The organism is Kribbella sp. CA-294648 (genome assembly GCF_050943845.1).
Classification (GTDB): Bacteria; Actinomycetota; Actinomycetes; order Propionibacteriales; family Kribbellaceae; genus Kribbella.
The window spans coordinates 7,414,654-7,439,115 of sequence record NZ_CP191981.1; the positions used below are offsets into that span (position 1 = coordinate 7,414,654).

Genomic DNA, 24,462 nt, shown 5'->3' on the forward strand with positions numbered 1-24,462 from the left:
TCCATCGTGGAAATCAGCAGGCCAGGCCCGGGAATCAGCAGGCCATCGCGGGGAACGTGTAGCCCTGGGCCGTCAAGGTGGCCAGCGCCTGGTCGAGAGCGGCGACGGTCTGGCTACGGTTGCCGCCGGCATCGTGCATCAGGATCACGCTGCCGTTGCGGGCCTGGCTGAGGATGCTGTTCACGATCGCTTTCTGGCCGGGGCGCTGCCAGTCGAGGGTGTCGATGTCCCACAGGACCGGGGTCATCCCGGCGGCATTGATGTCGGCGCGGACGCGGTCGTTCGCCGCGCCGTACGGCGGCCGGAAGCACTTGGACCGCGGGCCGTCGAAGATCTCGTGGTGGCGCTTGGCGGCCGAGAGCTTGGTCAGCTGCGCGTGCGAGATCGAGTGGTTGCCGATTGAGTTGCCTGCGGCAAGGACCTGGTCGCGGAGCGCGGGATGCGCTTTTTGCATGCTGCCCAGCTGGAAGAAGGTTGCGTGGGCGTCGTACTTCGCCAGTACCTGCAGGATCTGCGGCGTCCAGACCGGGTCGGGGCCGTCGTCGAAGGTGAGGAACACCACCTTCTGCCCAGCGGTCACCGCGGTCGGGTTGCCGGCCGGCTTGGCGGTTGCGCTGGTGCTCGGCGGGGTGGTTATTGCCGGGGTCGTTGCCTGGGTCGTTGTGGGTGCCTGGGTTGCTGTCGGCGCCGGGGTTGCCACGCTGTTCGGCGCGGTGGCGGAGGCGTGGTCCGCCTGGGCCAGCCCGAAAGCGACCACACCAGCGACGACGAAGGCCGCCGAGATCCCGATGCCGGTGTTGATGAAGGCGCCCAGCTTGCCGGACATGACACTCCTTGTTACTCAAGATGTTCCCCGTGGTGCCCCTCCACCGGGGGCTTCACAAGATGAGACGCCGAAACTCCCGATCCAGTTGGAAAGTCTCCCGATCCGGCTTGCGCGGGCTCACACTGAGACATGGACGAGCGGAACCTCCCATCGCCGTGTGTGGTCGTGCTGGTCGGGCCCGGTGCGGCAGGCAAGTCGACCTGGGCAGCCGAAAGGTTCGCGGCTGACTTGGTGGTGTCGAGTGATCGCCTGCGCGCGTTGGTGGGGGCGGGTGACGACGATCTCGCGGCCAGCGCGGACGCGTTCGCGTTGCTGGAAGAGGTGGTCCGGCAGCGGATCGGGCGGCGGCTGACGACGGTGATCGACACCTTGGGATTGGATCGGGAGCGACGGCTCCGGTGGTTGGGGCTCGCGCGGGAGGCCGGGATTCCGTGTGTGGTAGTGGCCTTCGATACTCCGGCGGCTGAGTGTCGTCGGCGCAATCGCGAGCGCATCAAGGCGATACCGGCCGACGCGCTCACGAGTCAGCTCAAGACGTGGGCGGCGGTCAAGAAGGTGCTCCCGGACGAAGGGTTCGACGCCGTACTCGCGCCTGGTGCGATGCGCGTAGTACCGGAGGCGTTTGTCGGAGCTGGGGAGGCGGCTCGGCGGCAGGAAGAGGAGCCGGCCGGGTTGCGGTTCGGGCTGCAGTTGAGCAGCTATACGCACAAGGGCGGGCGGGCCACGACGGGTGCGTGGGTGAAGGAGGTCGGGCGCGCGGCGGAGGCGGCTGGGTTCGACGCGATCTATGTGATGGACCATTTCCGGCAGATTCCGCAGGTCGGCCGGGCTTGGGAAGACTTCCTGGAGAGTTGGACGACGCTGGGCTATCTCGCGGCCTGTACCGAGCGGGTGAAGCTCGGGACGCTGGTGACGGGCATCACGTATCGCAATGTGGCGCACCTCGGCAAGATCGCCGCGACTCTCGACGTACTGAGTGGTGGTCGTGCCGTCTGCGGGTTGGGGCTGGCGTGGTTCGAGCAGGAGCACAAGGCGTACGGGTGGGAGTTCCCGTCGGTCAGTGATCGGTACGTGCTGCTGGAGGACGCGTTGCAGTTGCTGCCCGTGATGTGGGGACCAGGCAACAAACCCTGGCGCGGCAAGGTCCTCGACGTACCGGAAACCGCCTGCTACCCAAGGCCCCTCCAGGATCCGTTGCCCATCCTGCTGGGCGGCAGCGGCAAGCGCACCCTACGCCTCGCCGCCCGGTACGCCGACGCCGCGAACGTCTTCGGCGATGTCGGCAAGGTCCGCGAACTCTCCGACTACCTGACCGCACACACCCCACCCGACCGCGAAACACCCCGCCTGACACACCTGTCCACCACCCTCATCGGCAAGGACCACCACCACGTCAACGAACTGGTCGACCAACTCCGCCCCCGCAACCAAAACCCAGCCAAATACGCCACCACCGTCAACGCCGCCACCATCCCCGACCACATAGGCCGCCTCCGAGCCCTAGCAGAAGCCGGCACCACCGAAGCCATACTCACCCTGCCAAACCTCAACGACGACCTAACCCCACTCGAAACAGCAGCAGAAGTAATAGCCGCGTTTCATTAACCCAGCTTGAGGTTCAGGAGGGCGTTCTCGATCAGCTCGGGCATGGCGGGGTGGATCCAGTATTGGCCTCGGGCCATGGTGTGGGCGTCCAGGCCGAAGCTCATGGCTTGGATTACGGGTTGAATGACGGTGGCGGCTTGGGGGCCGATGACGTGGCAGCCGAGGAGGAGGCCGGTGGTGGGGTCGGCGAGGATTTTGGCGAAGCCGGTGGTGTCTTCCATGGCCCAGCCGTAGGCGATGTCGGCGTATGCCTGGCGGCCCACGACGTACGGGATGTTCTGTTCGATCGCCTCTTCCTCCGTCAACCCGACCGACGCGACCTGGGGTGCCCCGAAGACGGCGTGCGGCACGTAGCGGTGGTCTGACTTGATCCGGTCATCCGGGTGCAGCAGGTTGTGCTGGACCACCCGCGCCTCGTGGTTGGCGACGTGCTTGAGCTGGTACGGCGAACAGATGTCGCCGAGCGCATAGATCCCCTCGGCCGCCGTCTGCTGGAACTCGTCGACGACCACCCGGCCGTCGGACTCCACCTCCACGCCCGCGGCCTCGACGTTCAATACGTCGGAGTTCGGCGTCCGCCCCACCGCGACCAGCAACTCGTCGACCACCAGCTCGTCGGCGCCGTCCGGGCACAGCATCTCCAGCACGATCCCGTCGTCGCGCCGCTGCACGCCGACCGTCTCGTGCAGGAACTTGACCGTGTACCGCTCCTGCGCAAGCTCGGTGTACCGCTTGGCGATCTCGCGGTCCTCCTGCCGCAGCAGCAGGTCGGAGCGCGCGATCATCGTCACCTCGACGCCGAGCGACGAGAACACGTGCGCAAGCTCGGCCGCGACGAACCCGCCGCCGATGATGCCCAGCCGGCCCGGCAGCCGCTCCATCCGCATGATCGTCTCGGAGGTGTGGAACCCGGTCTCCTCGAGCCCGGGGATGAACGGCACGATCGGCCGGCTCCCGGCCGCCAGCACGAACTGGTCGGCGGTCAACACCTCGGTCTGCCCGTCCTCGACAGCGGTGACGGTCAGCTCCCGCTCGCCGGTGAACCGCCCGGTGCCGTGGTACAGGGTCACGTTCACGTTGTTCGGATGGTTCAGCCGGTACTCCGATCCGCTGGCCGAGATCGGGTCGATCCGGCCGAAGATCCGGTCCCGGATGTCCTGCCAGCGCACCCCGACGAGCTGCGTGTCCACCCCCAGCCGGGAGCTGTGCGACGGGACGGCGGCCAGGTCGGCGGTGTGCACGAACATCTTGGTCGGGATGCATCCCACGTTCAGGCAGGTCCCGCCGAAGGTGCCGCGCTCGACGATCGCCACCTTCCGGTCCGCGAACTGCTTGGTCACGATCGTGTTGCCCGAGCCGGTCCCGACAACCACCAAGTCGTAATGAGTCACACCCCATTGTGCGCGTGACCGGCAAGCTGAACCCAGACCGGGCCATCATCCGGGCGGTCGAGTGGGCGCCGATACGGGGTATGGACCTCGGCTACGTGCGGATCACCACCGCAGCAACCCCCGCCGACCGCCCCAAGCCCCCGAAAGACCCGGAAGCCCTGCTGCTGGGCGCCAACCACCAGGCCCCCGGCCTGCTCTTCGCCGCCAACCTCCAGCACCGGATCTAGCAGCACCGGAGCTGGTGGCCGGTTGACCCGGACCGCCGCCACTCACAAACTGCGCTCGACCGGTCCTGGCCAGGCGAGGCCAGGCGTGGCCAGGCGTGGTTTGGGTTGCGGAGGGCCGGTTTGTGAGTGGGGGCGGTCCGGGCCGACTCAAGCTAGGCGACTCGAGGTTTGCTCGGTGGCTCGGTGAGGGTGGACTTTTCGCCTAAGAGGTCGGTTGTTGGGGAGAGGATCTCCAGCCGGGGGCGCGGCAGGAGGTGGGGGCGGATCGCGAGGCCGCGGCGGCGGGAGAAGTACAGGACCGATGCTGTGGTGCCGAGCAACGTGAGGCTGCCGCCGACGATCAGCGACCAGCGCGCGCCGAACTCTTGCCCGATCCAGCCGATGAACGGCGAGCCGATCGGCGTACCGCCCATCAGGACGGTCATGTAGAGCGCCATCACCCGGCCGCGCATGGTCGGCTCGATGCCCAGCTGCATGGTCGCGTTCGCCGCGGTCAGCATGGTGAGCGCGGCGAACCCGACCAGCGGAAGCACCAGAGCGAAGGACAGGTACGTCGGCATCAACCCGCTGACGATCACCATCGCCCCGAAGGCGAGCGCCGCGCCTATCACCAGTCGGCCCCGCGTGCGGACCCGGCGGGCCGAAAGCAGCGCGCCGGCGAGCGAGCCGATCGCCAGAATCGACCCGAGGATGCCGTACTCCCCCGCGCCCTTGTGGAACTCGCTGACCGCCATCAGCGCCGACGTCATCTGGAAGTTCAGCCCGAAGGTACCGGCGAAGAACACCGTGACGAGCACCATCATCAGATCGGGCCGGCGCCACAGGTAGCGCATCCCGTCGCGGATCATGCCCTTCTCCCGAGCCGCGACCTTGGGCGTGTGCAGCTCACTGGATCGCATCAGGTGCAGCGACAGGATCACCGCCGCGTAGCTGAGGCCGTTGATGATGATCACCGGCCCGGTCCCGATCCAGTGGATCAGCAGGCCGGCCAGGCCGGGACCGATCAGCCGGGCGGCGTTGAAGGAGGCCGAGTTCAGGCCGACGGCGTTGGACAGCTCGTCCTTGCCGACCATCTCGACCACGAACGCCTGCCGGGTCGGCGCGTCGAACGCGGTCCCGATCCCGAACAGGAAGGCCAGTGCGAAGACGTGCCACGCCTCCACCACACCGGTCACCGTCATCGTGCCCAGGACCAGCGCGACGACGCCCATCGCGATCTGGGTGATGGTCAGGACCCGGCGCTTCGGGAAGCGGTCGGCGATCAGACCGGCGTACGGCGAAACGAGCAGGGCGGGGAGGAACTGGAGACCGGTGACGATGCCCAGTGCGGTACCGGAGTGGGTCAGTTCGAGGACCAGCCAGTCCTGGGCGACTCGCTGCATCCAGGTGCCGACGTTGGAGATGATCGCGCCGGTGGCGTAGAGACGGTAGTTGCGGACCTTGAACGCGCGGAAGGTCGGACTCATGTAGCCGCCAGGCGTTCGAGAACAGGGGCTGCCTTGCGCAGGATGTCGCGCTCCTCAGGGGTCAGTTTCTTCAGCTTCATCTGGAGCCACTCGTCGCGCCGGCGCCGGTTGGCGTGCAGCAGGTCGTGCGCGGTCTGGGTCAGCTCGACCACGATCTGGCGCTTGTCGGTCTCGTGTGGGCGGCGGGCGACCAGGCCCGCCTCCTCCATGTTCGACACGATCCGCGTCATCGACGGCGGCTTGACCTGCTCGTGGGCGGCCAGCTCCCCGATCGTCATCGCGTCGTGTTTGCCGAGCGCACCGAGCACGCCGAGCTGGTTGGCGGTGAGGTCGTGACCTTCGACGCGCTGCCGGCGGATCTGCCGGGACAACCGCAACGTGGACGACCGCAGGGCACTGGCCAGCCCGACGTCACTCTTCACCTGCTGGGCTACGACTTCGGGCATATCGTTAGCATAACTCATTACCTTTGCTAACTAAAATGAGTTGTCCACGTTCCACCCGACGGAACGTGCCCCGCCGGACGCTAAGGTTCCGCGCATGGCGACATCAGCGGAGCTGAACCGGTACGAGCAGCGGTTCCGGCGGGCGGGGCTGCCGCTGTTCATCGAGGACTTCTCCCCCACTCACGACATCTTCAGCCGGGCGACGCCGGTGCTCGTGCTGGTCTTCATCGCGGAGATGATCGGGGCCACCCGGCTGACCTGGACCTGGTGGCAGAACCTGCTCGCCGCGCTCGGCGGGCTGGCCGTCCTGATCGCGGGCTTCGGGCTGCTGAACGGTCTCCGCGGCCGCCGGTTCTTCTCCTTCCCGACCCGCTTCGGCGTACCGGAACTGGCCGTCTTCGTGCTGCTGCCCGCGTTGTTGCCGCTGGCCACCGAGGTCCAGCTCCGGCAGTTCTTCGGCGTTGCCATCGGCAACCTGCTGCTGGTCGGGATGGTCTACCTGGTGGTCGGCTACGGCCTGATCGGTACGACGGTCTGGGGCGTCCGCCGGCTCGGGACCGAGCTGGCCAACTCGGTGGCCAGCCTGGTCCGCGCGCTGCCGCTACTGCTGGTGTTCTCGCTGGTGCTGTTCGTGAACACCGAGATGTGGCAGGTGTTCGCGGGGATGCCGATCGCCTTCATCGTCGTCCTGGCGATCGCCTTCTCCCTGCTCAGCGATCTGTTCCTTGTACTGCGGCTGCCGAAGGAGCTGGACGCGATCGAGCGGGACGCCGGATCCGGGCCGCCGTTGCGCCGGATCCAGCGGCTGAACCTCAGCGTCAGCCTGGTGATCCGCCAGTGGCTGCAGGGAGTCGTGGTCAGCGCCGGCGTCGGTCTGTTCTTCGTCGGCTTCGGCATGCTGGCGATCAGCCGGCACATCTACGAGAACTGGGGAATCGACACCGGCGGCTGGTCCCACGAGTTCGCGCTGTTCGGCTACAAGTTGCTGATCAGCGCCGCGCTGGTGAAGGTCGCGGCCGGCATCGCGACCTTCACCGGCCTGTACTACTCGATCTCGCTGATGACGGACGCGACGTACCGCGCGGAGTGGCTCGACAACATCACCGACGAGCTCCGCGAGCTCTTCACCGCCCGCACCGAGTACCTAGAGCTCCGCGCCCGGCAGGTCCCGACCGAGAGCTAGCGCCCTGCGTCTGAAGTTCTTTGGCGCTAGCGCGGTCTTCAGGAAGTCCAGCCGGTGCCGCATGAGGCCCTCGACTGCGGCTTCGTCGGTGGGCAGGTGGGTCGCCCCTGACAGCGGCAGCACCTGGTGCGGGCGCCCGGCGGCCAGCAGGGCGCTAGAGAGGCGCAGGGTGTGGGCGGCGACCACGTTGTCGTCCGCCAGGCCGTGGATCAGCAGGAGCGGTCGCTGGAGCTTGGCGGCGTCTGTGATGGGTGACGAGCGGTCGTAGTCCTCAGGGTGCTCGTCCGGGTGGCCTAGGAACCGCTCGCGCCAGTGTGTGTCGTACAGGCGCTGGTCGCTGGGTCCTGCTCCGGAGACGGCCGCGTGGAAGACATCCGGCCTTCGCAGTACTGCGGCTGTGGCGAGTGTGCCGCCGTAGCTCCAGCCCATGATGCCGACTCGGGTGAGGTCCAGGTCAGCGCAGTACTCAGCTGCTGCGTGTAGTGCGGTGACCTGGTCCTCTATCGGCGCTGACAGGGTGTCGCGGTGCACTGTCTTCTCCCAGGCGGGTCCGCGGCCCGGCGTACCGCGTCCGTCGGCGATGACGACGGCGAACCCGGCTTCGGCGTACCACTGGGCGGTGTCGAACCAGTGGCCGCTGACACGCATCACCAGGGCCAGCGCGGGGCCGCCGTACGGGGCCATCAGTACTGGGAGCTTGGTTGAGCCTGGCTGGTGCCAGGAGGGGAGCAGTAGGGCGGTGCGGAGTTGCAGGTCGCCTGCATGCAGCCAGGTGATCTGTGGGGTGACTACCGGCTTGGCGGAGAGCGAGGCGATCGGCTGGTCGGGTTGGCCGGGGCGGCGTACTGCGTAGGTGCGGCCGGTCTCGGTGTTGGCGGTCAGGAGGAGGGTGCTGCCGGCACGGACGCCGTCGTACGAGCCGTGGCCGTCGCTCAGTTGGTGCAGGCCTTCCTCGTCGTACAGCCAGAGATGGCAGGTGGTTGGGTCGTCGCTGGCTAGGAAGAGGACTGACTCGCCTGCTACGTCGAGGACTGCGCGCAACTGGAGGCCTGCTGGGGTGACTCGTTGGCCGTCGACTGTTAGGTGGCGGGTGTCGGGGGTGTCTTCTGGGTGGACGAGCTTGCCGGAGGCTGTGCGGGCCGGAGTACCAGGGATGAGTTCTACCCAGGCGTCGTCGCGTTGCTCGTGCAGGAGGTGAGTCTGGCCGGTTGCGGGGTCTGCGGCGAGCACCTGGAGGGTGCGCTGGTCGCGGGACTGCACGGTGACCAGCGGGCCGTGGGAGTCCCAGCTGACCGCGGTCAGATACTCGTACGCCGTACTGTCCCACTGCAGCTCGACGGATCGGCCGGTCAGGTCGAAGGCGTGGAGTGAGACGAGCGCGTTGGCGGTACCGGCGGCGGGGTAGGCGAACTCGCGAGGCGGGCTGGCGGGGTTCGCCGCGTCGGCGATCCACCACCGCTGGACCGGAGTCTGGTCGACCCGGGCCGCCAGCAGGCGGGTGCCGTCGGGAGACCACCAGTAGCCACGAGTCCGATGCATCGACTCAGAAGCAACATGCTCCGCCAACCCCCAGCTCACCTCCGGATCGTCGTCGGAGGCAACCACCTGATCGTTGCCATCAGCAACATCAATCACCTGGAGCGAGCGCTCCGTCACGTAGGCGACCCGACAGCCTGTGGGGTCAAGACGTGGATCAACCACCGGTCCGGCAGTAACCAAGCGCTGGGGTTGCGCACTGGTCTTCAGCTCGAGGGTCCAGAGATCGCCGTTCACTGCGAAGGCCACGGTGGTGAAGGCGGCGTCGGTGGAGTAGGCGACTACGCCGCTGGCCAGGAGGTGTTCTTCTCGGCCGTCGAGGAGCCAGAGGCAGCTGGTGGGGTCTTCTGGGCCTTGGGTGCGGAGGAAGAGTACGCGGCGGCCGTCGGGTGACAGGGTGAAGGCGCTCGGGAGGCCGAGGGTGAAGCGGCGGGTGCGCGCGAATTGGGCGGGGAATGCGTTGGTGTCCATAAACAAGACGCTGGGCGGCCCCGAAGAGGGGTCACCCAGACGTCTGTCAGTTTACCACCCGGCGGGGCCGGGACGGGATCAGGTGAGCCAGTCGCCGAGTGGGCCGATCGCGAAGTACACGACGAACAGCGCGGACACGATCCACATCAGCGGGTGGATCTGGCGGGCCTTGCCGCGGACCACCTTGAGCACCACGAAGGAGACGAACCCGGCACCGATACCGGCCGTGATCGAGTAGGTGAACGGCATCAGGATGATCGTCAGGAAGGCCGGGATCGCCACCTCGAGATCGTCGAAGTCGATGCCCTTGACCTGCGCCATCATCAGGAAGCCGACCAGCACCAGGGCCGGCGTGGCCGCCTCGTACGGCACCAGCGTGACCAGCGGCGCGAGCACCATCGAGAGCAGGAAGCAGATCCCGGTGACCACACTGGCCAGCCCGGTCCGCGCGCCTTCACCGACACCCGAGGCCGATTCGATGTACGACGTGTTGCTCGACACCGACGCCGCACCACCGGCGGCGGCCGCGACGCTGTCGACGATCAGGATGCGCTGCGCGTTCGGCGGGTTGCCCTCGGCATCGAGCAGCCCGGCCTCGGCGCCGATCGCGGTCATCGTGCCCATCGTGTCGAAGAAGTCGGCCAGCATCAGCGTGAAGATCAGCAGCAGCGCGGACACCACGCCGACCTTCTCGAACGAGCCGAACAGGTTGAACTCGCCGAGCGTGTCCAGGTTCGGGGTGGTGAACCACTGGTCCGGCAGCTTCGGCACGCTCAGGCCCCAGCCGCCCGGGTTCTCGGCGGTCCGGGCGCCGATGTTCGCGATCGACTCGACCACGATCGCGAGCACCGTCGCGGTCACGATGCCGATCAGGATCGCGCCCTTCACCTTGCGCGCGTACAGCGTGATGATCAGCACCAGCCCGATCACGAAGATCAGTACCGGCCAGCCGCGAAGGTTGCCGCCGACACCGAGTTCGACCGGCGGTCCACCGGCCGACGCGGGCCGGCGGACGAAGCCCGCGTCGACCACGCCGATGAACGCGATGAACAGGCCGATACCGACGCTGATCGCGACCTTCAGCTGCCGCGGCACCGCCTCGAAGACCGCTTTCCGGAACCCGGTCAGGACCAGGATCAAGATGATGATGCCCTCGATCACCACCAGGCCCATCGCGTCGGCCCAGGTCATCTTGCTGGCCACGCTGAAGGCCAGGAACGCGTTCAGGCCGAGCCCGGTGGCCAATGCCAGCGGGAAGTTCGCGACCAGGCCCATCAGGATGGTGATGACGCCGGCCACCAGCGCGGTCGCCACCGCGATCTTGGCGATCGCGAGTCCCGGGTCGGTGCCGCCCCCGACGTACTGGCCGGTGCCGTCCTTGACGGTGCCGATGATGAGCGGGTTCAGCACGACGATGTAGGCCATCGTGAAGAACGTGACGAGTCCGCCGCGCACCTCGCGGCCGAGGGTCGAACCGCGCTGGCTGATCTTGAAGAAGGAGTCTAGGAAGCCGGACCCGGAGCGGGCGGTGGCGGCTGGTGGCGAGCTCATGACGGCATGGTGCCAGGTGGCATCGGCCCGTGGCGAGTGAATCGGGACAGCTGCCGCGCGCGGATCACGGGCGGCTAAGGTGGGCTCGTGGCAGATCCCGAGCAGGTGCCGGCTTCGAAGAAGCGCAACGACCCGACCAGTCAGCTGGCTCGCGGGGAGCTGGTGCACGCCGAGGTCAAGCCGCTGGACCTGTCCGGCATCCCGACGGTGATCTTCGGCATCGTCGCCTGGGCGCTGGCGTTCCTGGTGGTGCTGATCTTCCGCGACGAGCTGAAGAAGAGCGGTGACGAGTGGTGGTTGTGGGTCACCGTGGCCGGCTTCGGGCTGGGCTGGATCGGCCTGCTCTACTGCCGCCACCGCTGGGCCGCCATCCAGGCCGGCCACCGTTCCGAGATCGAGGACTGAAACCCCGGTTCAGCTCTGCGCCGGCGAACCGCTAGTAGTTCGCGGTGGCTTCCGCGGCGATTTCCTCGGCGGTCGGCATCGGGATCTCCGCGTCGTCCTCGGTGTCGTCCTCGGCGCTGGTCACCTTGACCTCCGCGTGAGTTGCCTCGGCGGTGGTCGCCTGCACCTCTGCGTCGGCTTCTTCCGCGGTGGTCGCTTCGACGTCGTCGTCCGACGGGGGCTCGGCGGCGGCTTCGACCTCGGCCTGTACTGCGTCCGCCTCCTCCGCGTCCTCGTCGACGGCGGGGTTCAGCGCCTGGACGGTTTCCATCGCCAGCTCGTCGTACCCGGTGGTGTCGAAGGCGTGCACGGTCGACGGCTGGTCGGGCGCCTCGATCACGGCGTCCGAGTGGGCGCCGCAGCCGTAGTCGTAGGACACGATCCGGCCGTCGCCCGGCGCCATCTCGTTGGTGCATGCGCCGAACGCCTGGCCGAGGCTGTCGTTCAGGCGGATCCAGTACCCGCAGGCGAAGCACTTGTACGGAACGGCCTGCGCGATCGCCGACGACGGGCCGAAGTCACCGGCGTACCAACGGTCGGCCGCCTCCTCGCGACCGATCGGCGACAGCACCCGCTCGCGGCCGAGGCCGAGCTCGTCGACGACGGCCAGTACTTCGTCGGGCGCGCCGGTCTCGGTGTAGCCGGGCTCGAGGCGCGGGTCGTCCGGGAGGGTCGGGAACAGGTCGCCGGGGCGCAGGTCGCCCGGCTGGACGCGCTCGGACCACGGCACCCACTCGGGCGCGACGATCGCGTCGTCGCCCGGCAGCATGACGACCTCGTTGATCGTGATCGTCTTGGCGCGGGACGCACGGGTCAGCGTGACCGCCCAGCGCCAGCCGCGGTAACCGGGGTGGGTGGAGGCGAAGTAGTGCGTGACGAGCCGCTCACCCTCGATGAGGTGACCGAGGTGATCCCCGATCTGGGCAGCGCCGGCCTCGGCGATCGCCGCCTCGCGGGCAGGTTCGACCGCCGCGACGCAGACGGCGTCGGGCTTGGCGCGGACCGGTTCCGGAGTCTTGACGGGAGTCACAATCGGTCATTCTCGCACGCCTGCCGCCACGATCCGAACCGCGTGGAACCTCCGGTCTGTCCCCCGCACAAGGCAGGATGGTGACATGGAACGCCCGGACCCCGACAACCCCCCACGCCAGGGTGCCGCAGACGGTCGTCCAGGCGCACAGCACACCGGCGGCACCGGGCCCGCGGAACAACGCCGGACCGGCCCGCAGCGCAGTACCGGGCCAGCTGGCCGCGGGTCAGGCGGCAGCTCCGGCGGCGCCGGCTCCGGCAGCGGGTCAGGCGGCGCTGGGCAGCGGAGTACTGGGGAGCGGTTGGGAAGTGCCAGCAAGAAGGTGGGGGCGGCGGGGAAGAAGGTCGGGCACGCGTCGAAGGTCGGGGCCGCTGGGTTTGCCAACGTGTCGCGGAAGACTGCCGGCGTCACCGGGCGGATGGGCAAGGCGACCGGGCGGCGGATCCGGGGGCTGACGGGTGCGCAGGGCGCGCGCGAGTCCGGGTTGTCGCGGCTGATCGAGCTCGGATTCGTGAACGCGGCCGGTGACACCGCCTTCGCAGTCTCGCTCGCGGGCACGGTGTTCTTCGCCGTACCGAGCTCGGAGGCGCGCGACCGGGTCGCGTTGTTCCTGCTGCTGACGATGGCGCCGTTCGCGTTGATGGCGCCGCTGATCGGACCGGCACTGGACCGATTCCGGCACGGGCGGCGCTGGGCGATCGGCGGGACGCTCGGGCTGCGCGGGTTCCTGGTCTGGAGTCTCGCGGCGTCGATCCACGACAGTTCCACCTGGCTTTATCCGGCCGCTCTCGGGTGCCTGGTCGCGTCCAAGGCGTACGGCGTCACGCGCGCTTCCGCAGTACCGCGGCTGTTGCCGAAGGACATCAGCCTCGTCACGGCCAACTCGCGGATCTCGCTCGCCGGGGTGGCCGGCGCGACCGTCGGCGCCGGTATCGCGGGCGCGTTCGCGGCCATCGGGCCGGAGTGGTCGCTGCGCTGGGCCGCGGTGGTCTACACGATCGGCCTGATCCTCGCGATCCGCCTGCCGAGCCGCGTCGACTCACCAGCCGGCGAAGAGATGACCGGTACTGCGGGGCGCGACGCCCGGCGCCGGGCCATCACTGCCGCGGTGGCACGAGGCATCCGGTGCAACCTCGGACTGCGCTTCGTGTCCGGCTTCCTGACCATGTACCTCGCCTTCCTGCTCCGCGACAAACCACTCAACGGGATCGACGGCGCGCTCGCCGCCGGCGCGGTGATCGCGGCGGCCGGGATCGGGAACAGCCTCGGCACCCTGGTCGGGTCGTTGCTCAAGGCCCGAAAACCCGAGGCGGTGGTGCTGGTCGTGCTGCTCGCGGACGCGGTGATCGCGATCGCGGTGGCGGTGTTCTACGGGTTCCCGCTGCTGATCGCGCTCGGCCTGGTCGCGGGCCTGTGCAGTTCGCTGGGCAAGTTGTCGCTGGACGCGATGATCCAGCGCGACGTACCGGAGACCGTGCGGACATCGGTGTTCGCGCGCTCGGAGACGGTGCTGCAACTGTCCTGGGTGATCGGCGGCGCCTGCGGCATCGTCCTCCCCCTGATCCCCCGCCTCGGCTTCGGCTTCCTGGCCGGCGTGCTTGTCCTCGCGATCATCCTGGTCATCCGCCAGAAGCCCGCGCCCCAACCGCCGTTGGGACCACGCTCGACGGGAGCGGACGGATCGGGACCACGCAGTACGGCCGTCCCGTCCGACCACCAGTCCTCCCGCGCGGGCACCCCGGAGCCGAGCACCCACCCGAGAACCCGCGAGCCCGGCACCACCCGCACGATCCTGAGCACCGCCCCAGAATCAATAGCCGAACGCCGAGCCGCCCGCACCCGCCCCACCCCCACCACCCGAGTCGACGAACCCACCATCGAGATCCACCTCGACTCCACCCCGAAACCCCCGAACACCCAGAGCCCCCAGGGCACCACTCCCGGCCCCACCGCCACCCCGGGCCCGGCTGCCCCCACCACTCCCCCGACGGTCGGCCGCTGGTGGAGCGGCCAGCCCGAAGATGACGACGACGAAACAACAGTCGACGAGGCTCCCTGGGCCGCCGAGAAAACCCTCGAGAACAAAACCCCACCACCTCCCCCACCCCCACGCCGCAACCCCTTCCGCCGCCGCCCGCCCCGCTGACTTCCCGCAACAACTGCTCGGGAGCCGAACGGGCGTCCGCACGCCTCCGTCACCACCTCCGCCGTGCGCGGCAGATGCGGCGGCCCCACGCGCCTGTCCGCCGGCGCCCGCAGGCTCGTCACCTTCGCCGACCTCGCTGCCGGATCAGCGGGCTCACGGTGGTGTCCACACGCGACCGGCGCCGACCTCGGCCGTCGGCGCGGGCGTGGTGGATCCGGCTGTGGGCGAGCAGGGCGGCGTTCGGGGAGCGTTTTGTGCGGATCTGGGGAGGATCGTCCCCCCGTTTCGGGGTGAAGATCCTCCCCCGATCGTTCGTGATCGCGGATAGGTGTCCGCGTGCCCGCCCGGTGTAGGTCAACTGCGGCTGTGATGGTGCTGGCAGTGCTAGCGCGTGGAGGTGGTGTCGAGTTCGGGTGAGTCCGCGGGGCTGGTGGTGTGGGGCTGTGGGGTGGTGCCTCTTAGGGTGAGGGTGACTGTGATGGCGGTGGTTAGTAGGAGTAGGGCGCCAACTACTGACGTGAGGTTCATGCTGTGGCTGAAGGAGTGGCGGGCTGCGGTTAGGACGGTTGCGGCTAGGTCTGCGGGGAGTTGGGCGGCTGCTGCGGCGGCGCCGGAGAGTCCCTCGTGGGCTGTGGTGGCGGCTACTGCTGGGATGTTGGGCGGGAGGGTCAGGTCCGCTCGGTAGGCGGCGGTGCCGATGCTGCCTAGTACTGCGATACCCAGGGCGCCGCCGAACTCGCTGCAGGTTTCCATCAGGGCGGAGGCTGAGCCGGCTCGTTCCGGGGCTACTGCGCCGACTACTGCCTCCGTGACCAGGGACATCACCATCACCAGGCCTGCCGCCAGCAGACCGGCGCCGACGAGCAGTACTGCGAGGCTGCTATCCACGTGCATCTGGGTCAGTACGCCGAAGCCGCCGGCCGCGATCACGAAGCCGAGGCCCAGCACAAAAGCCCGATCGATCTTCCGGGCCATCGCAGCGCCCAGCGGAGCCGCAGCGCCGATGACCAGCGACGGGGCCAGTGACCACAGCGCCGCCTCGAGCGGACCCATACCGAGCACCAACTGCAGGTACTGCGTCATGAACACCGCGTTGCCCACCAGCGCCAGCATGCCGATCGTGTTGGCGACGAGCGCTCCGCTGAAGGCGCGGTTGCGGAACATCGCCAGCTCGATCATCGGGTGCTCAGCAGTCCGCTGCCGCCGCAGGAACGCGTAGCCGACAACCAGCCCAGCCACGATGCTGACGATCGGCAGCGTCTCGACGCCATGCGCGGCCATCTCCTTGATCCCCCAGATCACCGGCAGCACCGCCGCCAGCGACAGGACCGAACTGAACAGGTCGAACCGGCCGGTCGTTGCAGTCTTGAACTCCGGCAGCAATAGCGGCGCCAACACCAGCAGCAGGAGCATCGCGGGAGTGTTGATCAGGAACACCGAGCCCCACCAGAAGTGCTCGAGCAGTACGCCGCTGAGCACCGGGCCGAGCGAGATGCCGCCGAGCATCACCGCGCTCCAGAACGCGATCGCCTTCTGCCGCTGCACCGGGTCGTGGAACAGGTTCCGGATCAGCGCCAGCGTCGACGGCATCAACGTCGCGCCACCGATGCCGAGCACCGCCCGAGCGGCGATCAGTTGCTCGGGCGTCTGCGCGTACGCCGCGGCGACCGACGCGAGGCCGAACGCGATCGCGCCGAAGATCAGCAGCCGGCGCCGGCCGATCCGGTCGCCGAGCGAGCCCATGGTGATCAGCAGGCCGGCCAGGACGAACCCGTAGATGTCGAAGATCCACAGCTGCTGGGTCGCCGAGACGCCGAGGTCGGCGGCGATGTACGGGACCGCGAAGTACAGGACCGAGACGTCCATCGAGACCAGCAGCAGCGGCAGCGCGAGCACGCCGAGAGCGATCCATTCCTTCCGGCCGGCCTTGGCGCCGGTCAGCTCCGCTGTGCTCATCGCACTCCTCCGAGAGATCTGTGTACGACGCACACTGTGTGCACCATACGCAGACCATACACAGCATCTGTCTATGATGTAAACAGATACCGATCGGAGAGGGATCGTCGATGACCGCAGAGGAACTCCCCCGCGTGCTCCAGCAGCTCTGGGGCCTGGAGGGGCCGGCCCGCCCGGGGCCGAAGCCGACGTTCCACATCAGCGACATCGGCGCCGCCGCGATCAAGCTGGCCGACACGGCCGGCCTCGGCGCGGTCTCGATGAGCAAGGTCGCCGCCGAGCTCGGCTTCACCACGATGTCGCTCTACCGGTACGTCGACTCCAAGGACGACCTGTACGTCGTGATGCTCGAGCAGGCGTTCGGGCCACCCGCGCCCGTGGATCCCGAGGCAGGCTGGCGGGAGCGGATCACCGCCTGGGCCGTCGCGTTCCGGGACGCGATCCGGCGGCATCCCTGGGTGCTTCAGGTGCCGGTGCTCGAACCACCGCTGTCACCGCTGCAGCTGGAATGGATGGAGCACGGCCTGCGGGCCTTCGAGGACACCTCGCTGAGCCCGGGGGACGCCTTGTCCGCGATGCTGCTGGTGAACATCTACGTCCGGGGCGCCGGTGCACTGACCGGCGGCATGAAGCCGGACGTGCAGGAGTCGCCCGAGGCCAACCAGCTCTACGTGCAGCGCCTGAGCATGCTCGCGGACCCCGACCGGTATCCGACCATCGCCGGGAACCTGCGGTCGAGGCCCGCGGAGGACTTCGATGTGGACTACGACGCCGGCGAGTTCATCTTCGGCCTCGACACCGTGCTGGACGGCATCGAGACCCTGATCGCCCGCCGGACGTAGAACCGGCCGGACGCCACCGGCTCGGCCGGCAGCGTCAGGACGCAGTACGGGCTCAGCCTGCGCGCCAGTGCGTAGTACGGCTCAGACGTCGAGTTTGTCGGCGACGCCGCGGAGGACGGTGGCGGCGCCGCGGGCGGCCTTGGCGTCGGGGTGGCGGCCGCGGCGGTAGCCCTCGCCGATGTTGTCGAGCAGCTTGATCAGGTCCTCGATGACGAGCGCCATCTCCTCCGGCTTCGGCCGCATCGCCTTGGCCACCGACGGCGGCGGGTCGATCAGCCGGACCTGCAGCGCCTGCTCACCCTTGCGCCCCTCGACCACCCCGAACTCGACCTTCTGGCCCGGCTTGAGGCTGGTCACTCCGGCCGGCAACGCCTCGGCGCGCACGTAAACGTCCCCGCCCTCCTCTTTGCTGAGGAAGCCGAACCCCTTCTCGGAGTCATACCACTTGACCTTGCCAACAGGCACGGGAACCTCTTCGGTGTCAATCGTCGGAACAGGACGGAGGTCGGACCGGACAGGCTGCCCGGCCGACTACCCAGCGTACGTGAACCAGGAGGCCCGCGCCTCCGGGAAACTACCTGATGAGGAAACGATTCCGCACCCCCGGTGATTCAGCGGTAGCGGTCGGGGTTCGCCAGCCGCTCGTTCATCGAGCCGGAGCGGAAGCCGCGGGCGTCGACGGCGGCGGCGATGAAGCCCTCGGCCCGCACCAGCTCGATCAGCTCGGCGTGGTTGACCGTGCCCAGCAGCGCGAAGTCGATCTCGATACTCGCCGTCTCGCCCAGGTCGCGGACCCGCACGTTCTGGACGCCGTACGGCGCGAGGTGGTTGCGGACCGCCTGCTCGGCGCGGTCGACCCGGGCCAGCAGGTGCGGCGTGATCCGGATGCCGTACGCGATCCGGCTCGACAGGCAGGCGGCGGCCGGCTTGTCGGAGGTCTCGAGCCCCCAGCTGCGGGACGCCTCACGGATCTGCGCCTTGGTCAGCCGGGCGTCCCGCAGCGGGGTGATCGCGCCCCGCTCGAAGGCCGCCTTGATCCCCGGCCGGAACCCGGCGATCGCGTCGTCGGCGTTGGTCCCGGTCGCGATCGCCTCGATGCCGAACTCGTCCGCGATCGGCTGCAGCGTCTCGACCAGCTCCGCCTTGCAGAAGTAGCACCGGTCACCGGCGTTGGCCTGGTACCCCTCGCGGTCCATCTCGTGCGTGTGCGGCGTGACATGCCGTACGCCGATGCTGTCGGCGAAGTGCGCGGCCGGCTCCAGCTCCGCGACCGGCAGGCTGGGGCTGATCGCAGTGGCCGCTACTACGTTCGCCGGGCCGATAGCGCGCGCTGCCGCGGCCAGCAGGAAGGCTGAGTCGGCGCCACCGCTGAAGGCGACCACCATGCTCTCGTAGCTGGACAGGCGCTTCATGAGCGCTTCCAGCCGCTGCTCGAGCACATACTCGTCCAGCCAGGCCGGGAACTCGGTCAGGTCGTTCAGTACGACGTCTGCTCCGTAAGCACGCAGCTCATCGGCAGTGAACGGCCCAGTGGCCACAGACACCGCTACCGCTCCAGCAGCCCGCGCACCGTCGATGTCAGCCGTGTGGTCGCCCACGTAGATGGTCGCCTGGTGCTCCCGCAGCGCAGTGCCCTTCTCAGCGCCGTGCAGGTCGCCCACAGGCTCGTCGACGTCCAGGCCAAGGTGCTGCAGGTGCAGCTCGACACTGGGCTGGTACTTCGCCGACACCACCACAGTGCGCCCCCGGAGAGCCCGTACTGCGGCCAGCGACTCCTCGACGCCAGGCAGCGGCAGACTCCCGGTGATCGCGTGGTCCGGGTAGTGCTCGCGGTACCGCGAGACCATCGCCTCGACCTGCTCGGCCGGGAACCAGTTGGCCATCTCCCAGGTCAGCGGCGGGCCGAGCCTGCTCACCACCAGGTCGGTGTCGATCGCGACCCCGGTCTCGGCGACCAGCAGGTCCCAGACGGCCTTGATGCCCGGCCGCGAGTCGATCAGCGTCATGTCCAGGTCGAACCCGACGACCAGCTCCGGTACGTCGGCGGACGCCGGCTGAGCGGACTGGGACGACTGCATCTCGGCGGTTGACACGTCCCCAACCCTACGTCGTCCGCTCCGGCGGCCGGTCTCGCATCCCGAAACAGTGCACTCGTCCGCTTGACGTTTCGTCGTGGTATGTCTTGGATCTTGACATCTAAGGAAGAAATGTAAACCCTGAGCTGCATGGACTCCTTCGGTGAGCGGACCAAGCGACGGTTGCGGGAGGAGTTGCTGGACGCGGCGTACGACGCGGTCGTGGCCGGCGGGTACGACGGGTTGCGGATGGCCGACGTCGGGCGGCGTACCGGGGTATCCCGGCAGACCGTCTACAACGAGTTCGGCGACAAGTGGGGCGTGCTCGAGGCGGTCGCGGCGCGAGAGACCGAGCGGTTCCTGGTCGACGTGAACGAGGCCCTAGCCGCGCACCCCGATCCGATCGACGGTCTCCGCGCCGCGGTCGAGCGCGCCCTGAATCTCGCGGCGGACAACCCGCTGATCAAGGCCGCGCTCGGCCAGCCGGGGTCTGACCAGGCCAGCCAGTTGCTGACCACCCGCGGCCAGCAGGTACTGGAGCTCAGCCATCAGCGGCTGGATGCCCACGTGCGTGAGCACTGGCCGGAGGTGCCGGCCGAGGACGCGACGGTCTGCGTCGACGTCGCGCTGCGGGTCGTGCTGAGCCACATCGTGAACCCCGGTGCGGCTCCGGCCGTCGTCGCCGAACAGGTCGCCCGGGTGCTCGGTCCCTTTCTCGCCTCCAGGAGGTAGTGATGACGGCCAATCCACTGCATCGGCAGGGTTTCAGCTCGTTGCGGGAAGGCGGGCTGAACTGGGACTCGCTGCCGCTGCGGCTGTTCGACAAAGGCAACCGCAAGTTCTGGAACCCGCGCGACATCGACTTCAGCCAGGACGCCCTGGACTGGCAGACGTTCACCGAGAACGAGCGCGAGGCGGCGCTGATGTTGTGCGCGCAGTTCATCGCGGGCGAGGAGGCGGTCACCGAGGACATCCAGCCGTTCCTGGCCGCGATGGCGGCGGAGGGTCGACTCGGCGACGAGCTGTATCTGACCCAGTTCTGCTTCGAGGAGGCCAAGCACACCGCGGTGTTCCGGATGTGGCTGGACGCCGTGGGGGTGACGGACGACCTGCACCGGTACATCGAGAACAACCCTGGCTACCGGGCGATCTTCTACGAGGCTTTGCCGGTTGCGCTGAAGTCCCTGGCGAGCGACCCGTCGCCGGCGAACCAGGTGAAGGCGTCGGTCACCTACAACCACGTCGTGGAAGGCACTTTGGCCTTGACTGGCTATCACGCCTGGAACTTGCTCTGTACCGCGCGCGGCGTCCTGCCCGGCATGCAGGAACTCGTCCGCCGGATCGGTGACGACGAACGCCGCCACATGGCCTGGGGCACCTTTACCTGCCGCCGCCACATCGCCGCCGACGAGTCCAACTGGAAAGTCGTCACGGACACAATGGAAGAACTGCTCCCGCACGCCCTGACCCAGATCCAATGGGCGCTGGAGAACATGCCGGAAATCCCACCGGAGATCGACCCGACCGCCCTGATGACGTACGCCGGCGACCGAGCAACCCGCCGCCTCGGCGCCATCGAGTCGGCAGTCGGCGCAGATGTCGCCGGTATCGACCTCGACTACTCGCCAGAGAAACTGGAGGACGTCTTCGGAGACGAGGACTCAGCAGCCCTGGCAGCCGTTCGCTAGCTCAGCTTGTGGACCTCGGTTTCGGCTGGGGTCAAGGGGCGGCCGTCGGCGGCCTGGATCTCCAGCGGGCGTAGGGGTTTGCCGTCGCGGCGGTCGAGTAGTTCTGAGTGGGGTTCGCCGGGGGCGAAGGTGAAAGCCTCGCCCCACTGGCGGAGGGCGACGATGACCGGGAAGAGGGCTTCACCCTTCGGGGTCAGGGCGTACTCGTGGTGCGCGCCGGCCGGGACGGCTTCCAGGATGCCGTTGTCGGTGAGGGCGCGGAGGCGGGCGCTGAGGATGTTCTTCGCGACGCCGAGGCTGCGCTGAAACTCGCCGAAGCGGCGGCTGCCGTCGAAGGCGTCCCGCACGATCAGCAGCGACCACCAGTCGCCGACCTCGTCGACCGAGCGCGCCACCGGGCAGTCGGCGGTCTCGAAGCTTGTTCGTTTCACCATGGTTGCAACATGCTACCACTGCCCGCTACGGTTTTAAGATGCAACCACAACGGATGTTCCTGGCCGTAGCCGCAGGCGTGGCGGTGGCGAACGTGTACTTCGCACAGCCCTTGCTGGTCACCATGGGCGCCGACCTGGACATCTCCCCCGGGACGGTCGGCGCCTTCGTGACCGTCACTCAGATCGGCTACGGGCTCGGCCTGTTCTTCCTGGTCCCATTGGGCGATCTGATCGATCGGCGCCGCCTGATCCGGGCGCAGTTCGTCCTCCTCGCCGCCGCCCTCGCGCTGGTCGGCGTGGCCCGCAACACCGCGATGCTGCTGGTCGGACTGGCCGCGGTGGGACTGCTCGCCGTCGTCACCCAGTCCCTCGTCGCCTTCGCCGCCTCACTCAGCGCGCCGGCCGAGCGAGGTCGCGCGGTCGGCACGGTCACCAGCGGCATCGTGATCGGCATCCTGCTCGCCCGGACCATCTCCGGCCTGCTCACCGACCTGGCCGGCTGGCGCTCGGTCTACCTGATCTCCTGCGCCCTCAGCCTGCTGATCGCCTTGACCCTCTTCAAGGCAAACCCCCAACCAAAGGCCAACCTGTCGTACTACGGCCTGCTCCGCTCGACCGTGACTCTGTGGACCGACGAACCCGTGTTCCGGCAGCGCGCCCTGCTCGCGTTCTTCGTGTTTGCCGCGTTCAGCACGTTGTGGAGTTCAGTGGTCCTTCCACTCACCGAACAGTCGTTGAGCCACACAGAGATCGGGGCGTTCGGACTGATCGCGGCCGCGGGCGCACTCGCTGCCGGCCCCGCCGGACGGCTCAACGATCAGGGCCGTGGGCAACTGGTAACCGTCAGCGCTTCGGTGCTGCTGGCAATGAGTTGGCTGTTGATCGTCTGGACCCCACGTTCCCTGTGGGCGTTGGCGATCGGCGCGATCGTGCTCGACCTCGCAGTACAGGCTGTGCATGTCAGCAACCAGAGTCGTATCTACGAGCTGCGTCCTGAGGCGGGCAGCCGGTTGATTGGCGGATACATGGTGTTCTACTCGCTCGGGAGTGGGTTGGGCGCGATCCTGTCGACCGCGCTCTACTCCCGCTCAGGGTGGACCGCCGTTTGCTTGCTAGGCGCAACCTTCAGTCTGGGCGCGTTGGCCACCGCGCTTCACGCAGATCCCAAAGCGGCGGCAGCCAGCAGGCCTGCGAGCCAGGTAGTGCCAGTGACACCAACGGCGTCGAAGAGGGCCTGTCCATGATCGCCTCCAACCGTGGCGGCATGCTGCTGTGCCGCCCGACGGCGGAGTACAACCAGCGCGCCGACATCGTGCACGTGCCGATCACGGCGTACCGGACTCCGCCCTCGGCCTGATCTGGCGTCGCGGCGAGGAAACCCCACACCTGAAGGCCTTCGCCGCGACGCTAACCGAGCCCGAGCAGGCCGACTGACTTCTCCCGCATCTCGACCTTGCGGATCTTGCCGGTCACCGTCATCGGGAAGTCGTCCACCACCAGCACGTACCGCGGGATCTTATAGTGCGCCAACTTGCCGGTCGCGAACTCCCTGACGGCCGCCGCATCGAGCGGCGCAGCCCCGTCCTTGAGCTTGATCCAGGCACACAGCTCCTCGCCGTACCGGTCGTCCGGTACGCCGATCACCTGGACGTCGGCGATGTCCGGATGGGTGTAGAGGAACTCCTCGATCTCCCGCGGGTACACGTTCTCGCCACCGCGGATCACCATGTCCTTGATCCGGCCGACGATGTTCACGTAACCGTCGTCGCGCATCACCGCAAGGTCCCCGGTGTGCATCCAGCGTGCACTGTCGATGGCCTCGGCGGTCTTCTCGGGTTCGTCCCAGTAGCCGAGCATGACGGAGTACCCGCGAGTGCAGAGCTCACCCGGTTCGCCGCGTCGTACCACCAGACCGGTCGTCGGGTCGACCACCTTCACCTCGACATGCGGCATCACGCGGCCGACGGTTGACGTACGGCGCTCCAGGTCGTCGTCGCGGCGGGTCTGCGTCGAGACCGGTGACGTCTCGGTCATCCCGTAACAGATCGCGACCTCGGCCATGTGCATGTCGGCGACACACCGCTTCATCACCTCGACCGGACAGGGCGAGCCGGCCATCACGCCGGTCCGCAACGAGGTCAGGTCGTAGGAGGCGAAGTCGGGCAGTCCGAGCTCGGCGATGAACATGGTCGGTACGCCGTACAGGCCGGTGCAGCGCTCGTCCTGGACGGCCCGCAGCGTCGCGGCCGGGTCGAACGCGGGGCCGGGAATCACCATGCAGGCGCCGTGCGTCGTACAGCCGAGATTGGCCATCACCATGCCGAAGCAGTGGTAGAACGGCACCGGGATGCAGAGCCGGTCGTCCGGGGTGAAGGCGATCGTCTCGGTGACGAAGTAGCCGTTGTTGAGAATGTTGTGGTGCGAGAGCGTCGCGCCCTTGGGGAAGCCGGTGGTCCCCGACGTGTACTGGATGTTGATCGGATCGTCGAAACTGAGCTGCGCCGCGCGCTCGTCCAGCTGCTCCTGGCTGACCAGAGCGGCCGCCTCGACGACGGCGCCCCAGTCCGGCGTACCGATGTAGACGACGTCCTCCAGCGCCGCGCAGTCCGCCCCCACCTCACCGACCATCCGCCGGTAGTTACTGGTCTTGAACTCGGTCGCCGAAATCAGCAACCGCACCCCGGACTGATTGAGCGCGAACGCCAACTCATGCGTCCGGTACGCCGGGTTGAGGTTCACCAGGATCGCCCCGATCGCGGCGGTCGCGTACTGCGTGATCGTCCACTCCGCACAGTTCGGCGCCCAGATCCCGACCCGATCCCCCTTCTCGATTCCCCGCGCCATCAACCCCCGCGCAAACTCATCGACAGCAGCCCCGAACTCCCCATAAGTCCACCGCCGCCCACTGGCAACCTCAACCAACGCCTCCCGCTCCCCGTACGCCGCAACCGCCCGCCGCAGGTTCTCCCCGATCGTCTCCCCCAACAACCCGACGTCGGACACCCCAGACGCATAAGACCCCATCTCCATCCAGCCATCGTCACCCCCACCCCGAGCCCGAACAAGACGACACGAAGATGAGCGGTTGACGCTTCGACTTCCAAGCAGCTGTAGTTCCCCACGCTGGCGCCTCGTTCGCTCCTGC

20 protein-coding genes and 1 pseudogene are annotated in these 24,462 nt (G+C 68.2%); 9 read left to right on the forward strand and 12 right to left on the reverse strand.

From position 1 onward, the window contains the following. Positions 1-34 precede the first annotated feature (34 nt). Entirely contained in the window at positions 35-826 is a 792-nt protein-coding gene (locus tag ACQPYM_RS35270) for a polysaccharide deacetylase family protein (RefSeq protein ID WP_433009451.1), read from the reverse strand. A 129-nt stretch (positions 827-955) separates the two neighbouring features. Here ACQPYM_RS35270 and ACQPYM_RS35275 point away from each other — a divergent pair, with 129 nt between their 5' ends. Further along, positions 956-2,431, forward strand: coding sequence for an LLM class flavin-dependent oxidoreductase (locus ACQPYM_RS35275; RefSeq protein WP_433009454.1), 1,476 nt, complete (start codon positions 956-958; stop codon positions 2,429-2,431). Here the strand turns inward: ACQPYM_RS35275 and ACQPYM_RS35280 are convergent. Next, the gene (locus tag ACQPYM_RS35280; RefSeq protein ID WP_433009457.1) at positions 2,428-3,822 is read right to left on the reverse strand and encodes a mycothione reductase; all 1,395 of its coding nucleotides are present in this window, start codon (positions 3,820-3,822) and stop codon (positions 2,428-2,430) included. The genes ACQPYM_RS35275 and ACQPYM_RS35280 overlap by 4 nt on opposite strands. Positions 3,823-3,836: 14 nt before the next feature. Between ACQPYM_RS35280 and ACQPYM_RS35285 the strand changes: the two genes are divergently transcribed. Continuing rightward, positions 3,837-4,049, forward strand: a complete 213-nt coding sequence (locus ACQPYM_RS35285; protein WP_433009459.1) for a hypothetical protein — start codon at positions 3,837-3,839, stop codon at positions 4,047-4,049. A gap of 152 nt (positions 4,050-4,201) precedes the next feature. On the opposite strand, the gene ACQPYM_RS35290 is transcribed toward ACQPYM_RS35285, so the two are convergent. Together ACQPYM_RS35290 and ACQPYM_RS35295 are read right to left on the reverse strand one after the other, a co-directional pair. Next, the gene (locus tag ACQPYM_RS35290; RefSeq protein WP_433009462.1) at positions 4,202-5,515 is read right to left on the reverse strand and encodes an MFS transporter; all 1,314 of its coding nucleotides are present in this window, start codon (positions 5,513-5,515) and stop codon (positions 4,202-4,204) included. Then, entirely contained in the window at positions 5,512-5,961 is a 450-nt protein-coding gene (locus ACQPYM_RS35295; protein WP_433009465.1) for a MarR family winged helix-turn-helix transcriptional regulator, read from the reverse strand. The genes ACQPYM_RS35290 and ACQPYM_RS35295 overlap by 4 nt, the downstream gene beginning before the upstream one ends. 94 nt (positions 5,962-6,055) lie before the next feature. On the opposite strand from ACQPYM_RS35295, the gene ACQPYM_RS35300 reads away from it, so the two are divergent. After that, the gene (locus ACQPYM_RS35300) at positions 6,056-7,144 is read left to right on the forward strand and encodes a hypothetical protein (protein WP_433009468.1); all 1,089 of its coding nucleotides are present in this window, start codon (positions 6,056-6,058) and stop codon (positions 7,142-7,144) included. Here ACQPYM_RS35300 and ACQPYM_RS35305 read toward each other — a convergent pair. Then, positions 7,106-9,151, reverse strand: a complete 2,046-nt coding sequence (locus ACQPYM_RS35305; RefSeq protein ID WP_433009471.1) for an alpha/beta fold hydrolase — start codon at positions 9,149-9,151, stop codon at positions 7,106-7,108. The two genes, ACQPYM_RS35300 and ACQPYM_RS35305, sit on opposite strands and share 39 nt — an antisense overlap. A gap of 78 nt (positions 9,152-9,229) precedes the next feature. Continuing rightward, a complete protein-coding gene (locus ACQPYM_RS35310) occupies positions 9,230-10,702 on the reverse strand; it encodes an NCS2 family permease (protein ID WP_433009474.1) in 1,473 nt (490 codons plus the stop codon). Positions 10,703-10,789: 87 nt separating this feature from the next. On the opposite strand from ACQPYM_RS35310, the gene ACQPYM_RS35315 reads away from it, so the two are divergent. Then, positions 10,790-11,107 (forward strand): DUF2530 domain-containing protein, encoded by a 318-nt coding sequence (locus tag ACQPYM_RS35315; RefSeq protein ID WP_433009477.1) that lies wholly within the window; start codon positions 10,790-10,792, stop codon positions 11,105-11,107. A 316-nt stretch (positions 11,108-11,423) separates the two neighbouring features. On the opposite strand, the pseudogene ACQPYM_RS35320 reads toward ACQPYM_RS35315, so the two are convergent. Then, positions 11,424-12,179, reverse strand: a pseudogene (locus tag ACQPYM_RS35320) (DUF3027 domain-containing protein); the annotation flags it as partial. A 298-nt stretch (positions 12,180-12,477) separates the two neighbouring features. On the opposite strand from ACQPYM_RS35320, the gene ACQPYM_RS35325 reads away from it, so the two are divergent. Continuing rightward, entirely contained in the window at positions 12,478-14,322 is a 1,845-nt protein-coding gene (locus ACQPYM_RS35325) for an MFS transporter (protein WP_433009480.1), read from the forward strand. A 384-nt stretch (positions 14,323-14,706) separates the two neighbouring features. On the opposite strand, the gene ACQPYM_RS35330 is transcribed toward ACQPYM_RS35325, so the two are convergent. Continuing rightward, positions 14,707-16,278, reverse strand: coding sequence for an MFS transporter (locus ACQPYM_RS35330; protein WP_433009483.1), 1,572 nt, complete (start codon positions 16,276-16,278; stop codon positions 14,707-14,709). Between the two features lie 110 nt (positions 16,279-16,388). Here ACQPYM_RS35330 and ACQPYM_RS35335 point away from each other — a divergent pair, with 110 nt between their 5' ends. Next, positions 16,389-17,120 carry a TetR/AcrR family transcriptional regulator gene (locus ACQPYM_RS35335; RefSeq protein WP_433009485.1) on the forward strand — a complete coding sequence of 244 codons (732 nt, stop codon included), beginning with the start codon at positions 16,389-16,391 and terminating at the stop codon, positions 17,118-17,120. Positions 17,121-17,201: 81 nt separating this feature from the next. On the opposite strand, the gene ACQPYM_RS35340 is transcribed toward ACQPYM_RS35335, so the two are convergent. Both ACQPYM_RS35340 and larE read right to left on the reverse strand, forming a co-directional pair. Continuing rightward, positions 17,202-17,585, reverse strand: coding sequence for a cold-shock protein (locus ACQPYM_RS35340; RefSeq protein ID WP_433009487.1), 384 nt, complete (start codon positions 17,583-17,585; stop codon positions 17,202-17,204). A 146-nt stretch (positions 17,586-17,731) separates the two neighbouring features. After that, positions 17,732-19,213, reverse strand: coding sequence for an ATP-dependent sacrificial sulfur transferase LarE (larE, locus tag ACQPYM_RS35345; protein ID WP_433009490.1), 1,482 nt, complete (start codon positions 19,211-19,213; stop codon positions 17,732-17,734). A 132-nt stretch (positions 19,214-19,345) separates the two neighbouring features. Here larE and ACQPYM_RS35350 point away from each other — a divergent pair, with 132 nt between their 5' ends. Both ACQPYM_RS35350 and ACQPYM_RS35355 read left to right on the forward strand, forming a co-directional pair. Continuing rightward, a complete protein-coding gene (locus tag ACQPYM_RS35350; RefSeq protein ID WP_433009493.1) occupies positions 19,346-19,927 on the forward strand; it encodes a TetR/AcrR family transcriptional regulator in 582 nt (193 codons plus the stop codon). Between the two features lie 2 nt (positions 19,928-19,929). Next, on the forward strand, positions 19,930-20,883 hold the full coding sequence (locus ACQPYM_RS35355) for a R2-like ligand-binding oxidase (protein ID WP_433009496.1): 954 nt from the start codon (positions 19,930-19,932) through the stop codon (positions 20,881-20,883). Here the strand turns inward: ACQPYM_RS35355 and ACQPYM_RS35360 are convergent. Continuing rightward, positions 20,880-21,317, reverse strand: coding sequence for a winged helix-turn-helix transcriptional regulator (locus tag ACQPYM_RS35360; protein WP_433009499.1), 438 nt, complete (start codon positions 21,315-21,317; stop codon positions 20,880-20,882). The two genes, ACQPYM_RS35355 and ACQPYM_RS35360, sit on opposite strands and share 4 nt — an antisense overlap. A 38-nt stretch (positions 21,318-21,355) precedes the next feature. Here ACQPYM_RS35360 and ACQPYM_RS35365 point away from each other — a divergent pair, with 38 nt between their 5' ends. After that, a complete protein-coding gene (locus ACQPYM_RS35365; RefSeq protein ID WP_433009502.1) occupies positions 21,356-22,561 on the forward strand; it encodes an MFS transporter in 1,206 nt (401 codons plus the stop codon). A 163-nt stretch (positions 22,562-22,724) separates the two neighbouring features. On the opposite strand, the gene ACQPYM_RS35370 is transcribed toward ACQPYM_RS35365, so the two are convergent. Beyond that, a complete protein-coding gene (locus ACQPYM_RS35370; protein ID WP_433009505.1) occupies positions 22,725-24,347 on the reverse strand; it encodes an AMP-binding protein in 1,623 nt (540 codons plus the stop codon). Positions 24,348-24,462 lie beyond the last annotated feature (115 nt).